Source organism: Streptomyces pimonensis, from assembly GCF_041380215.1.
Classification (GTDB): domain Bacteria; phylum Actinomycetota; class Actinomycetes; order Streptomycetales; family Streptomycetaceae; genus Streptomyces; species Streptomyces pimonensis.
In genome coordinates, this window is the sequence record NZ_JAHWZY010000018.1 from 22,672 (window position 1) to 35,720 (window position 13,049).

13 protein-coding genes are annotated in these 13,049 nt (G+C 75.6%); 8 read left to right on the top strand and 5 right to left on the bottom strand.

What is annotated here, in order from left to right; translation table 11 throughout:
* Nucleotides 1–11: 11 nt before the first annotated feature.
* Nucleotides 12–704 carry a GAF and ANTAR domain-containing protein gene (locus tag KYY02_RS19120; protein WP_371239400.1) on the bottom strand — a complete coding sequence of 231 codons (693 nt, stop codon included), beginning with the start codon at nucleotides 702–704 and terminating at the stop codon, nucleotides 12–14.
* A gap of 169 nt (nucleotides 705–873) precedes the next feature.
* Between KYY02_RS19120 and KYY02_RS19125 the strand changes: the two genes are divergently transcribed.
* The 7 genes from KYY02_RS19125 to KYY02_RS19155 all read left to right on the top strand — a co-directional run bounded on the left by KYY02_RS19125 (nucleotide 874) and on the right by KYY02_RS19155 (nucleotide 6,730).
* On the top strand, nucleotides 874–1,674 hold the full coding sequence (locus KYY02_RS19125) for a restriction endonuclease (RefSeq protein WP_442538154.1): 801 nt from the start codon (nucleotides 874–876) through the stop codon (nucleotides 1,672–1,674).
* Between the two features lie 35 nt (nucleotides 1,675–1,709).
* Nucleotides 1,710–1,976 (top strand): hypothetical protein, encoded by a 267-nt coding sequence (locus tag KYY02_RS19130; RefSeq protein WP_371239402.1) that lies wholly within the window; start codon nucleotides 1,710–1,712, stop codon nucleotides 1,974–1,976.
* Nucleotides 1,977–2,054: 78 nt separating this feature from the next.
* A complete protein-coding gene (locus tag KYY02_RS19135; RefSeq protein ID WP_371239404.1) occupies nucleotides 2,055–2,930 on the top strand; it encodes an oxygenase MpaB family protein in 876 nt (291 codons plus the stop codon).
* Nucleotides 2,931–3,187: 257 nt separating this feature from the next.
* A complete protein-coding gene (locus KYY02_RS19140; protein WP_371239406.1) occupies nucleotides 3,188–3,694 on the top strand; it encodes an SRPBCC family protein in 507 nt (168 codons plus the stop codon).
* Nucleotides 3,687–5,333, top strand: coding sequence for a phytoene desaturase family protein (locus KYY02_RS19145; protein ID WP_371239408.1), 1,647 nt, complete (start codon nucleotides 3,687–3,689; stop codon nucleotides 5,331–5,333). Before KYY02_RS19140 ends, KYY02_RS19145 begins: the two co-directional genes overlap by 8 nt.
* 45 nt (nucleotides 5,334–5,378) lie before the next feature.
* Nucleotides 5,379–5,852, top strand: a complete 474-nt coding sequence (locus KYY02_RS19150) for a hypothetical protein (protein ID WP_371239410.1) — start codon at nucleotides 5,379–5,381, stop codon at nucleotides 5,850–5,852.
* Complete coding sequence (locus tag KYY02_RS19155; RefSeq protein WP_371239412.1) at nucleotides 5,849–6,730, top strand: SDR family oxidoreductase; 882 nt, start codon at nucleotides 5,849–5,851, stop codon at nucleotides 6,728–6,730. The genes KYY02_RS19150 and KYY02_RS19155 overlap by 4 nt, the downstream gene beginning before the upstream one ends.
* A gap of 18 nt (nucleotides 6,731–6,748) precedes the next feature.
* Here KYY02_RS19155 and KYY02_RS19160 read toward each other — a convergent pair whose 3' ends face one another.
* From KYY02_RS19160 to KYY02_RS19175, 4 genes are read right to left on the bottom strand one after another with little or no spacing between them, the layout of a single operon-like run.
* Nucleotides 6,749–7,756, bottom strand: a complete 1,008-nt coding sequence (locus tag KYY02_RS19160) for a DUF5914 domain-containing protein (RefSeq protein WP_371239413.1) — start codon at nucleotides 7,754–7,756, stop codon at nucleotides 6,749–6,751.
* Nucleotides 7,753–8,754, bottom strand: a complete 1,002-nt coding sequence (locus KYY02_RS19165) for a phytoene/squalene synthase family protein (protein ID WP_371239415.1) — start codon at nucleotides 8,752–8,754, stop codon at nucleotides 7,753–7,755. The genes KYY02_RS19160 and KYY02_RS19165 overlap by 4 nt, the downstream gene beginning before the upstream one ends.
* Entirely contained in the window at nucleotides 8,751–10,280 is a 1,530-nt protein-coding gene (locus tag KYY02_RS19170) for a phytoene desaturase (protein ID WP_371239417.1), read from the bottom strand. The genes KYY02_RS19165 and KYY02_RS19170 overlap by 4 nt, the downstream gene beginning before the upstream one ends.
* Nucleotides 10,277–11,569: a polyprenyl synthetase family protein gene (locus KYY02_RS19175; RefSeq protein WP_371239419.1), complete on the bottom strand. Its 1,293-nt coding sequence runs from the start codon at nucleotides 11,567–11,569 to the stop codon at nucleotides 10,277–10,279. Before KYY02_RS19175 ends, KYY02_RS19170 begins: the two co-directional genes overlap by 4 nt.
* Nucleotides 11,570–11,812: 243 nt before the next feature.
* Here KYY02_RS19175 and KYY02_RS19180 point away from each other — a divergent pair, with 243 nt between their 5' ends.
* Entirely contained in the window at nucleotides 11,813–13,006 is a 1,194-nt protein-coding gene (locus KYY02_RS19180; protein WP_371239421.1) for a lycopene cyclase family protein, read from the top strand.
* Nucleotides 13,007–13,049: the final 43 nt, after the last annotated feature.

Below are 13,049 nucleotides of genomic sequence, written 5' to 3' on the forward strand. Positions count from 1 at the left end.
CCGCAGGGCGGTCACTGCTCCAGGACGCCCGTCTCACAGACCCGGCGCGCCACCTCGCGCAGTTTGGTGTTGGTGCGCTGGGACCGGGCGCGCAGGAACTCGAAGGCCTGGTCCTCCGTCACCCGGTGGCGACCCATCAGGATGCCCATCGCCTCGCCGATCAGATGCCGAGTGGCGATGGCGTCCTGCAACTGGGCGTCGGTCCGGGCGGTGGAGAAGGCGACCGCCGCGTGGGAGGCCAGCAGCCAGCCGGCCGTCTCGCTGTCCCCGGTGAACGCGCCCGGCTTGTGGGAGTACATGTCGAGGGCCCCCAGCTCCTCCTCCCGGGTGTACAGCAGGAAGCCCATCATGCTGCCCACCCCGAGCTCCCGGCAGCGCGGTACGAAGGACGTCCGGCGTTCGGGGTCCGCGGTGAAGTCGGGGATGCGGAAGAGGCGTTCGGCCCGGTCGGGCCGTGCCGCGTCCAGGCATGGGCCTTCGCGCAGCCGCTCCTGGAGGCGGTCGCTGTCGATCACGAGCTGCGCGGTCGGCGCCAGCGAACTCACCCGGTCCCCCCGCAGGACGAGGATCCCGGAGGCGTCGCAGCCGTCGACGAGCTCCACCGCTTTGCGCGTGATCTGCTCCAGCGTCGAGTCGAGGGTGTGCTCGGCCAGCAGGTCACGCGCCATGGAAGCCATCTGCCGCGCGAAGTTCCGCCAGTCCACCGTCCGCCTCCCCGGGTGCCGCAGTCAGCACACACCGCCCCTGCCCCGCGCCGATGCGCGGCACGCCGGTGAACGGCCGGATCCGGGGCAGACGGCGTAAGTGATCTTCGGGAGCCCCGTGACACCCGAGGCGCACGTCCTGCCGGCCGCGCGAGGGAGGAACACCAAGGTGACCATGTACCGGCGCCGTACGCGTCCGGAGTACCGCGGGCGCCGCTTCGACCTGCGGGCGACGGCCGTGTTCTTCGGTCTGCTCGCCACGGCCCTGATCGTCGCCGGCTTCGCGGCGCGCGCGCTGGCCGGAGTCGTGCAGCGACGCCCGGTGTGGGCCGTCGTCCTGCTGTGCGTGGTCGCCGCGATCCTGCTGGCCCACGGACGCAGACGGCGGCGGCTGTCCGCGGCGAGGATCGCCCGCCGGGCGGGCGAGGCCCTGGAACGGGGCACGTCGACGGCGCTCGACGCCCTGGACGACCCCGCCCCGTCCCCCCTCGGGCCCGTGATCCCCGCACCGGCCGGAGCGTACGACGACGTCCTTCCCACGGTCGTCGCGCCCGTCGCCCCGGGCGTCGCCCACGACGCCCTGAGTCCCGAGCAGTTCGAGGCGGCGATAGCCGACCTGTGCGTACGGGACGGCTGCGCGCGGGTGGAGGTCGTCGGGGGAGCGGGGGACCTGGGCGCCGACGTGACGGCCCTGACCCCCGACGGCCGCCGTCTCGTCGTCCAGTGCAAACGCTACGGCGAGGACAACAAGGTGGGCTCGCAGGATCTCCAGCGCTTCGGCGGCACCTGCTTCACCGTCCACGAGGCGGACGTCGCCCTCATCGTCACCACCAGCGACTTCACCGCGCCGGCCGTCGAGTACGCCGAGCAGTGCGGCATCGTGTGCGTGAACCGCGACGCCCTGCTCGCCTGGAGCGAGGGGCGGGCGCCGGGACCCTGGGCGGCCGGCGCGGACGGGGCGGAGGCGTAGGCCCCGTTGTCGGTACCGGATGCCATCCTGCCGGTATGGACGAACTGGAGTTCATGCGCGGCCGGGTCTACGGGGCGGACCACGACGACCCGGGCCCGCGCGACGGGCGGTCGTACGTGGAGCTGGCCGGGGGCCCGCTGGACGGTCTGCTGCTGGACGTCACCGACCGCGGCGAGGCGGAGCTGAGGCACGGCGTCGGCCTGCCCACCGAGATAGGCCGCTACGGCGCGGGCGGCCGCGCGGTGTACGTGCCCCGCGGCACCGACGCCCGGGTGTACGACTGGCGGGGCGACGTTCCCTAGCCGTCCGGCCGGGTACGGGGCAGGTGTGGCCCCGGACGCCGGCGGGCCGTCCGGGCGCGCGAGGAAGTGGGGTGAGCCATGGGACTGCTGACGGAAGGCGGCTCGGCGCTGCGCGACCGGATCGGTCGAGCGATCTTCTTCCGGGTCGCCGGCCCGGACGGCCCGGACAACCGCGCACGCATCCACGGCACGCCCGGCCCGCGCTGGTTCGGCCCCGACCGGCCGGTCAGGAGGGTGCACGGGGACGCGTCGATGTTCATCGGCGGACTGTCGGCCCTGCTGCTGCAGTCGCTGCACCCGCTGGCCATGGCCGCCGTCGCCGGGCACTCCGGGTTCCGCGGTGACCCCTGGGGGCGACTCCAGCGCACCAGCACCTTCCTCGCCACCACCACGTACGGTACCGCCGACAGTGCCCAGCGGGCCGTCGACCGGGTGCGGGCCGTCCACGAGACGGTGCGCGGCACCACCGCCGAGGGCGAGGAGTACCGGGCGTCCGACCCCCGTCTGCTGTGCTGGGTGCACATCGCCGAGGTCGACATGTTCCTGCGCGCCCACCAGCGCTACGGCGCCCGTCCCCTGGACGACGAGGGCTGCGACGCGTACGTCGCCGACATGGCGCGCGTCGCCACCGCGCTCGGCGTGCCCGACCCGCCGGTCGACCGCGCCGGACTCGCCGAGCGGCTGGCCGCCTACCGTGCCGAGCTGCGCGCCACCCCCGAGGCGCGCTCCACCGCCCGCTTCCTGCTGCTCAACCCGCCCGTCCCGCTGCTCGCCCGGGTGCCGTACGGCGTCCTCGCCGCCAACGCCGTGTCCCTGCTGCCCGGCTGGGCCTCCCGTGCGCTGTGGCTGCCCCGCATACCCCCGGCCGAGGACGTCTGCGTACGCCCCCTGGGCACCGCGGTCACCTCGGTCATCCGCTGGGCCCTGCCCCCCACCCGCGACACGCCGGCCTGACACCGGCCGCGTTCACCGTGGGCAGTCGTGCCCCCGGTGCCTCGAAGGCCTGGGAGGCACTCCCAGGGCGACGGGGGTCCCCCGCTCGAGCGGAGCCGGGAGTGGGGGAGGCGCCCCGCAGGCGCCGGGCTGCGCGGCCCCGGCCCGCGCCGGCCCCGGGGCAGCCTGCACCGCCTTGATGCGAAGCCGCCGGTTGACCCCGGTCAGAAGGGGCACTCAGTGCTGACTGACGTCACGCACGGACACGGGAGGTCGAAGTGGCGGTTCGCCATCATCTGGTCAGAACGAGCCCGCAGTCCGTCTGGGCCGTCCTGGAGGACGGCACCCGGTACGCGGACTGGGTGGTGGGCACCTCCTCGTCGAAACCGCTGCGCGGCCAATGGCCGCAGCTCGGCTCGGCGATCGGCTACGAGGTGCGGCTCGGGCCCCTGAGCCTGTCCAACGAGACCGTCGTCAGGCGCTGTCTGCCGGGTGAGGCACTGGAGCTGGAGGCCAAGGCCGGCCCCCTCGGCACGGCCCGCATCGCCGTCGAGCTGCGGTCCTGGGGCGACCACTGTCTGGTCATCGTGGACGAGCACCCGCTGAAGGGCGCCGGCGGCACGGCGCACAACGCGGTCGTGGACGTCCTGCTCCAGATCCGCCACCGCGCCATGCTCGCCAGACTGGCGAAGATCTGCGAGGCCGACGCGGCCGAGGCGGAGCGGAACCGGTCCCTCGGCCAGGTGGTGTCGCCGCCCCCCGGAGAGGCAGACGCCCGTGCCTGACGCCGTGGTGATCGGGGCCGGCCCCAACGGGCTGGTCGCGGCCAACCTGCTCGCCGACGCAGGCTGGAGCGTCGAGGTGCTGGAGGAGCAGCCGGAGCCCGGCGGAGCCGTGCGCCACGACCGGGGCACCGACCCCGAGTTCGTCAGCGACCTCTGCAGCTCCTTCTACCCGCTCGCCGCCGCCTCCCCGGTCGTCTCCGGGCTGCAGCTGGAGCGTCACGGACTGCGCTGGAGCCATGCCCCGCACGTGGTCGCGCATCCCCTGACCGACGGCCGGTGCGCGGTCCTCGACCGCCGTGTCGACGTCACCGCCGACTCGCTGGAGGCCTTCGCACCGGGCGACGGGGGCGCCTGGCGTCGTCTGCACGACATGTGGGAAAACCTCCGGCCGGATCTCCTGAACGCCTTGTTCACCCCCTTCCCGCCCGTCCGCTCCGGGATCCGGCTGGCCGTCAGACTGCGCGGCACGGGCGGGCTGCGCATGGCGCGCACCCTGGTCCTGCCGGTGCGCCGCATGGCGGAGGAGGAGTTCCGGGGCGAGGGCGGAGGGCTGCTGCTGGCCGGGAACGCGCTCCACGCCGACCTGGCCCCGGAGGCCGCGGGCAGCGGCGGCTTCGGCTGGCTGATGTCGATGCTCGGGCAGACGTACGGCTTCCCCGTGCCGGCCGGCGGCGCCGGAGCCCTCACCGAGGCCCTGGCCCGCCGTCTCGAGACGCGCGGCGGGGTGCTGCGCTGCGGCAGGCGCGTCGACCGGATCCTCGTGCGCGACGGCCGGGCGGCGGGGGTGCGCACGGCCGACGGCGAGGCGTTCGCGGCCGACCGCGCCGTCCTGGCGGACGTGGCGGTGCCCGCCCTGTACCGGGAACTCCTCGGCCCCGAGGACGTTCCCGCCCAACTGCTGTCCGACCTGCGGCGCTTCCAGTGGGACTTCGCCACCTTCAAGGTCGACTGGGCGCTGGACGGGCCGGTCCCCTGGCGGTGCGAGCAGGCCGCGGGCGCCGGCACCGTCCATCTCGCGGACGGCATCGACGAACTCACCCGCTTCGCCGCCCAGCTCGCCACCGGCAGCGTCCCCGACCGCCCCTTCTGCCTGTTCGGCCAGATGACGACGTCGGACCCGTCCCGCTCCCCGCGGGGCACCGAATCGGCGTGGGCGTACACCCATGTGCCCCACGACGTCACCGGCGACGCGGGACCGGACGCGCTCACCGGGACCTGGGACGCCGAGGAGCAGGAACACATGGCCGACCGCGTGGAGCGCCAGGTGGAACGCTTCGCGCCCGGCTTCCGGTCCCGGATCCGGGCCCGGCGGATCCTCGCCCCGCCCGCCCTGCAGTCCCTCGACCGGAACCTGCACGGCGGCGCCATCAACGGCGGTACCGCCGCCATGCACCAGCAGCTGTTCTTCCGCCCCGCCCCCGGCACCGGGCGCCCCGAGACGCCCGTCAAGGGCCTGTACCTGGCGTCCGCCGGCGCCCACCCGGGCGGCGGCGTGCACGGCGCGCCGGGCGCCAACGCCGCACGTGCCGCGCTGCGCCGCTCCCTCGCCCCGGGGCTGGCCGGGGCGCAGCGGCTGCTGGCCCGCCGCGACCGCACCGGCCACCGGCAGCCCGACAAGGGCGGCAGCGGCGGTGGATGACCGGTGCGCACGAACCCATCGACCACGAACCACGGAGACGGGACGATGACCCGACACGACGACGGCCCCGACCCCGCCCACCGGCGCCCCGAAGGCGTGAGCGACGCGACGGTGGAGGCGCTCGGCTCGCTGTCGAAGGCGCTGGAGACGACCGAGCGGGCCCGCGGCCACCTCTACAGCTTCCACCAGCTCACCGGCACCGCCGACCTCGAACTCGACCGGGCGGTCGAGCTGCTGCGCAAGGCCGGGCACCCGGACTGGGCGGAGACGGCGCGGACCCAGGTGCTGGGCCGCAACGTGATCCCCGGGCACTGGACGTTCCAGATCGTGGAGGCCTACGACGGCACGTACTACCGCCCCTTCAAGGAGATCGAGCAGGCCGCCGTCGAGGAACTTGCCGAGGGCCGGGACCACCTCTACGAGGCGGAGATGAAGGAAGCCCGCCGGACCGCCGGCCACCCCGACCACACGGCCCGCCCCGACACCGGCCCGCCGTCCGGCGAAGGGGACGACCGGTGAGCGGCGGCCCGCTGCGGGACCGTACCGTCGTGGTCACGGGCGCCGCGCGCGGGGTCGGTGCCGCCCTGGCCCGCGACCTCGCCGGGCGCGGCGCCCGGATCGCCTTGCTCGGTCACGAGAGGTCCGGACTGGAAGCGGTGGCGGAGGACCTGCCCACACGGAGCTGGGTGTGCGAGCTCGACGTCACCGACGAGGCCGCGCTGGAACGGGCCGCCGGGCTGGTCAGGGCGCGCCTCGGCGCCCCCTCCGTCGTGGTGGCCAACGCCGGTGTCGCGGAGGGCGGCCCGTTCGTCACCTCGGACCCGGCCCTGTGGCGCCGCGTGATCGACGTCAACCTGACGGGCAGCGCGGCCACGGCCCGCGCCTTCCTGCCGGATCTGCTGGCGACGAAGGGCTACTACCTCCAGGTCGCCTCGCTGGCCTCGATCGGCGCCGCCCCGATGATGAGCTCCTACTGCGCCTCCAAGGCGGGTGTGGAGGCCTTCACCCACTCCCTGCGCGCCGAGGTGGCGCACCACGGCGTCGCCGTCGGCATCGGCTACCTGAACTGGACCGACACCGACATGATCCGCGACGCGGACCGTCACCCCGTGCTGCGGGAACTGCGCGGCCACATGCCGCCGCCGGCCCGGCGCCTGTACCCGGCGGACTACGTCGCCGCCCGGCTCGCAGCGGCGGTGGAACGTCGCAGCACGGCCGTCTACGTGCCCCGCTGGCTGCGTCTGGCGCAAGCGGCGCGCGCCGCGCTGCCCCCGGTCGTGCTGCGGGTGGCCCGCCGGGAACTGGCCCGGCTGGAGGCCGAGGACCCGCTGAGGCACACCGGGCTCCTCGGCGCCGGCGGCAAGGCCGACCGGACCGCGGACCGAACACACCCGTGACCTGGCCGGGCCGCCCGGTCAGCCCGGGAAGCGCCCGGTGGAACGCAGCGACCAGCGACGCTCCGCGTAGGCCAGGTCGTCGCGCCACAGCCGCCCGGCGGCGGCCCGCACCAGCGGGCGCAGCAGGGGCGCGGCACCGCGCGCCAGGGCGAAACCCGGACGGTCGGACCCGGCCACCACCGCCTCGACGACCGCCGTACGGGGCCGCCCCCGGTCGTCCGTGCCCAGGGGGGTGGCGTGGGACTCGACCACGGAGCCGGCCCCCTCGCCCGCTGTGATGCGCATGACGACCGTGCGCGGTTCGGGCGCGGTGAACTCGGCCCGCACCGGCACCACCAGACGTCCCGCCACCTTGAAGGACACGTCCACGGTGAAGGTGTCCTCGCTTCCGTCCGAGCCGTCCGGCGCGCCGGCCACGGTGAGGTCGACGAACGAGTAGGGGTGGAACCAGGCCCCGTGCCAGGGATCGAGGCGGTTGGCGACGACGTCCTCGGGTTCACATGTGCCCGTCCCGGTGTACACGGCCGTCAGGGCCCGCTCCGGCCGCACCGGTACCACCGGCGCGTCCCGCGGCGCTTCGCCGCCCACCGCGTCCAGGCGGACCCACAGCAGTACGCCGTCGTCGTGCACCGGGAACGGCTCCCACCCCGCGAAGGGATCGCCGTCCAGGGTCAGCCCGTGCCAGTGGCACACCAGCGTTCCGCAGCGGACGGGACTGTCCCGCAGCGGCGCGCCCAGGTGCGGGCAGATCCCGGGGCCGGCCACCGGCCGGCCCCGGACGTCCCGCCAGAGCACCACCTCCTGTCCCGCCACGGTCCGCGCCAGCGGGCGGTCGGCGCGCAGGCCGCGGGAGGCGCCCACCACGTACCAGTTGCCGGACGGACGCGCCTGGGCCCGTTTCAGCGCCCCGGCGATGACGGCCGGCCGCGCCTCCCGCCAGGTGGGATGCTGCCGGTCCCACGGCACCGCACGCCTGCGCAGGGACAGCGGCAGACGCCGGCGCCCGCCCGCGGATCCGGTGTTCATGCGACCTCCTCGGAGACAGCCGGGTACGGATCGGCCCGACGGACGTGCGGGGGACCGTCGCCGTCACGGGCGCGCAGCCGGGCTGCGACCACCCGGGCGAGCCCGTCGGCGGCGACCACGGCGCGCCGCCGGCGGGGGACCACCGCCCGGCGGTGCAGCACCGACCAGCCGTCCCGGGCCACGGCGTCCAGGATGCCGCCGTACAGCACGAACGCCGTGCGGATGCACGGCCGGGACACCGGTTCCAGCATCGCGAGCCCCGGTGCGGCCTCCCGGTACACGCCCCGGGTCAGCGCCTCGAACTCCCTCAGCGCCGAGGTGACACGCCGGTCGCGGCGGCCCGTCTCCCGGCTCCAGCGCAGCAGCGCCCGGTGGACGCCGTGCGCGGCGAGCAGGTCCGCGGGCAGGTAGACGCGTCCCCGGTCGAGGTCCTCGCCCACATCGCGCAGGAAGTTGGTCAGCTGGAAGGCCACCCCGAGCGCGGCCGCGTGCGGCTCGGCCGCCGCGCGCGGGACGACCGTGCCGAGGACCGGCAGCATCTGCAGCCCGATGACCGCGGCGGAGCCGTGCATGTACCGGCGCAGCTCCGCGTAGTCGGCGTAGTCGGTCACCACCAGGTCGGCGCGCATGGCGGCCATGAAGTCGGTGAAATGGGCGTGGTCGATGCCGTAGCGGCGTGCCGTGTCGGCGAGGGCCAGCACCACCGGCTCGGCGCTGTCGCCGTCCTGCAGGCCCTTGTCCAGTTCGCGTTCGAGCGCGGACAGTTCGGCGTCCCGGCGCGCGGTGTCCGCGCCGGCGCCCAGCGCGTCGACGATGTCGTCGGCCCAGCGGGCGAAGCCGTACAGGGCGTGCACGGCGGGGCGCCGCTCGCCGGGCAGCAGCCGGGTGGCGAGGAAGTACGTCCTGCCGTGCCGGGCGTTGAGCACCCGGCAGCGGCGGTAGGCCTCGCGCAGCGCCGGATCGCCGACGCCCGCCGCGTCCAGTTCACGGTCGGTCATACGGAAGCCTCCTGCGTCGCGGTGAGGGGGACGCGCGGTCGTCCCGGGCCGCCGGTGATCCGTGCCGCGGCCAGCTTCCCGGACAGCAGCACGGTCGGAACGCCGACGCCGGGGGTGGTGCCGCAGCCGGCCAGCACGGCGTTCTCGGTGCCGCGGACCAGGTTGCGGGGGCGGAACGGCCCCGTCTGGGCGAAGGTGTGGGCCGCGGAGAACGGAGTGCCGGCCGCGTGGCCCTGCGCGTGCCAGCCCGCAGGCGTGACCACGCACTCCGTCCCGACGGCGGCCCCCAGGCCGGCCAGGCCGCGCCGCTCGAGCTCCCGCAGCAGGTCGTCCCGGTAGCGGGGGGCCAGGTCCGTCCACGCGGCGGCGTCCGGGCCGATGTCGGTGTTGGGGCACGGAGCGAGGACGTAGTGCAGATGACGCCCCGGCGGGGCGAGGTCCGGGTCGGTGGCGGTGGGCCGCGTGATGAGCAGCGAGGGATCGCTCATCAGCCGGCCGCCGCGGGTGAGTTCGCCGAACGTGCTGCGCCAGGCGGCACCGAAGGAGATGGTGTGGTGGGCGAGCTGCGGCCAGGTCCGGTCGGTGCCGAGGTGCAGCACGACCGCGGACGGGGAGTGCCGAAGCCGTACGGGGCGCCGTGGCGAGCGGCCCAGGAGCCGGTAGGCGACGGGAAGGTCGGGGGTCAGGACGACCGCGTCGCAGGGGATCCGGCCCTGGTCGGTGATGACGGCGGTGACCCGGTCGCCGGAGCGCTCCAGGCGCCTCACCTCGTGGCTGAACCGCAGGTCGGCGCCCGCGTCGACGGCGGCGTCCGCCATGGCACGCGGCAGCGCGTGCATCCCGCCGCGCGGGAAGTACACCCCGGCGACGGTGTCCATGTAGGCGATGACGGCGTAGGCGGCCAGGGCCCTGGCCGGCGGGACGCCCGCGTACAGGGCCTGGAAGGAGAAGACGCGGCGCAGCCGCTCGTCCCGCAGGAACCGCCCGATGCGCGCGTCCAGCCGCCCGAAACCGCCCAGCGCCGCCAGCCGGGCCAGGTCGGCGTTGAGCAGGCCCAGCGGGGAGTCGAAGTTGGCGTCGATGAAGCGGCGCATCTGCGCCCGGTACAGCCGTCCCAGCCAGTCGCGCAGTCGCAGGTACCCCGCGGCCTCACGGGCGCCGGCGAACCGCTCGACCTCCGCGGCCATCGCGTCGGCCCCCGTGTGCACGTCGAGGCTGCTGCCGTCGGCGAAGCGGGCCCGGTACGCCGGGTGCAGCGGGATCAGCTCCACGCGCTCGCGCAGACTGTCGCCGACGGCGGCGAACGGTTCGTCGGCCAGGTCGGGCATGGTCAGCACGGTGGGTCCGGTGTCGATCCGGTAGCCGTCGAGGTCCAGGCGTCCGGCCCGCCCGCCCGGCAGCGCGTCCCGCTCGACGACGGTGACCCGCCGGCCCGCGCCCAGCAGGTGCAGCGCCGCCGACAGCCCGGCCAGCCCGGCCCCCACGACGACGACATGGTCCGTACGGCCCGTCACGGTGCGGGTCACCGGCCGGCCTCCCGGCCGCCGGCCGCCCGCGCGGGTTCCGGCCGGGCGCCGTGGGGGTGGGTGTCCCGCACGGGACCCTCGCCCGCCGCGGAGGCCAGCAGCAGCCGCAGCCGCTCCCCGCCGTGCGGATCGAGCAGGGCGCCGTCGACGTGCCGCAGTCCCTGGGCCACCAGACGGTCGATCATCGCCTCGACCGCGGCCCGCGCCCCGGTGCCGACCAGAACCTCCCGCACCTCCTCCAGTCCCTCCCCGGTGAGCGCCTCGTGGCCGAGCGAGCGCTCGAGCACCTCCAGGGCGCGGCGGTCGCCGGCGGCCGCGGCACGCGTGTGGGCGAGCGCGGCCAGACAGGTCGGTTTCCCCTCACGGATGTCCCCGCCCGCCGGTTTGCCGGTGCGCCGGGGATCACCGAACACGTCGCTGAGATCGTCGCGGAGCTGGAAAGCCGTGCCCACGCAGCGTCCGGCCGCGCAGAGGGCCGCCGTGGTGCCGTCGTCCGCACCCGCGAGCGCGGCCCCGAGGGCGATCGGCCGCTCGACCGAGTACAGGGCGCTCTTGAGGCGGGCGGTGCGCAGCGCGCGCGGCAAGGACCGCGAACCGGTCGCCTGCCCGTGCAGGTCCAGGTACTGGCCGGCCACCATTTCCGTGCGCATGTCGCTCCAGAGCCGGTGCACCGTCCGCGCGGTGCCGCCGTCCAGCGGTACCTCGGCCAGGAGGTCGTCCGCCCAGGCGAGCGCCAGGTCGCCGGTGAGGACGGCGGTCCCGCCGCCGAGGCGCTCGGCGCGCCCGGCCGGCGCCGCGTCGGCGTACTGGGCGGCGACGTCGACGTGGACGGCGGGCCGCGCACGGCGCAGCACGGAGCCGTCCATCACGTCGTCGTGGACGAGCGCACAGGTCTGCAGCAGTTCGAGTGCCGCGCCGATCCGCAGGGCCGCCGCGACCGGGGCGGGGCCCTCCCCGCCACAGGCGCGCAGCGTCCACCACAGGAAACGCGAGCGGGTGCGCTTGCCGCCCGCCCGGGTGAAGCGCGCGACGCGTCCGGCCACGTCGGCGCCGAACAGGGGGTCCAGGTCGCGCGCGCGGTCCACCCGGTCGGCCAGCACATGGTCGAGGACGCGTCCGACCGCACCGGCCACGTCCCGGTCCACGGCGGACACGTCCTCGTTCCACGGCGGGAGCGCCGTACGCGTCGCGTCGTGCCGCGCCTCGTCGGGCCGGGGCCGTGGCGACGCCGGACCTCCGACGAGCCGAGGCCCCGCCGTGTCGTGATTCTCCGCCTGCGTAGGGCGCATCCCGGTTCCTCTCGTCCTGAACACCGATCGTCGCGTGCCCGATGTCCTTCCGCTCGCGCACCGCGCGCGGATGCGGTACGAGCCGGAACGGTCCGACGAACTGCCGCCGCATGCCTTCCCCCTGCGCACCCGGTCCCACCGGTGGCAGTTCGTCACACGTTCGAGTGACCTGAATCCGATCGGGCACACAAGCAGGAATGCTGACGAGGCGCGTGTGCCGAGGAGAGGGAGGAGAGTGCCGTCGTGCTGGACGCCGAGGTGGTGATCGTCGGGGCGGGCGCCGCCGGCCTGTCCCTGGCCCACCGTCTGGCGCGGACCGCGCCGGATTGCCGGGCGCCGTCGGTCGTCCTGGTGGACGCCCCGCCCGGGCCGCTGCGGCCCCCGCGCCGCACGTGGTGCTTCTGGGAGGAGGGCGCCGGCCGCTTCGACGCCGCCGTCACGGCGACCTGGCGGCACCTGCGGGTGCGTCCCCCCGGCGGCCCCGCGCTCGAGGAGGACATCACTCCGCTGCGCTACAAGATGATCCGGTCCGACGACTTCGAGCAGCTGGTCGCCCACGACCTGGCCGCCGCCCCGGCCGTACGCCGACTGGAGGCGACCGTCGACGCCGTGGAGGACGTGGCCGGGGGAGCACTCGTCCACCTGCGGGACGGCGGCGGCCGGACACGCGCCCTGTGGGCCCGCTGGGTGTTCGACTCACGCCCCCCGGGCAGCCTGCCGGCCGCCCGCACCACGCTGCTGCAGCACTTCCACGGCTGGTTCGTGCGCACCGACCGCCCGGTCTTCGACAGCCGGACCGCGGACCTGATGGACTTCCGCACCCCTCAGCCCGCCGACGGACTGTCCTTCGGCTACGTCCTGCCCGTCGGCCGCCGCGACGCACTGGTGGAGTACACCGAGTTCTCCCGGCGCCCCCTCACCGCCGACGGCTACGAGTCGGCGGTGAGGCAGTACACCGAGGAGGTGCTCCGGCTGGGGGAACTGCGGGTCCTGTCCACCGAGACGGGCGTCATCCCGATGACCGACGCCGCGATCCCCCGTCAGGTCGGTGCCTGCGTCTTCCGCATCGGCGCGGCGGGCGGCGCCACCCGCCCCTCGACGGGCTACACCTTCGCCGGGATCCAGCGCCAGACCAGCGCCGTCGCCGCCGCCCTGCTCCGGGGCCGCACCCCTGTGCCGCCCCCCGCCCACTCCGCCCGCTCCCGGGCCATGGACGCCGTCCTGCTGCGTGCCCTGGACAGCGGCCGGGCCGACGGACCCGCGCTGTTCTCCCGCCTCTTCGCCCGGGTGTCCGTGCGGCGGCTGCTGCGCTTCCTGGACGGCCGCACCCGGTTGCACGAGGACCTCGCCGTTGGCCTGCACGCCCCGATCGGCCTCATGCTCCGCTCGGCGCTGGACCTGTCCGTGCTGCCCCGCCGCCCGTTCGACGGCCCCTGACCCGCACCGCCCGCACCCGCCCCCGACCCTTCTGCCCCGGGAG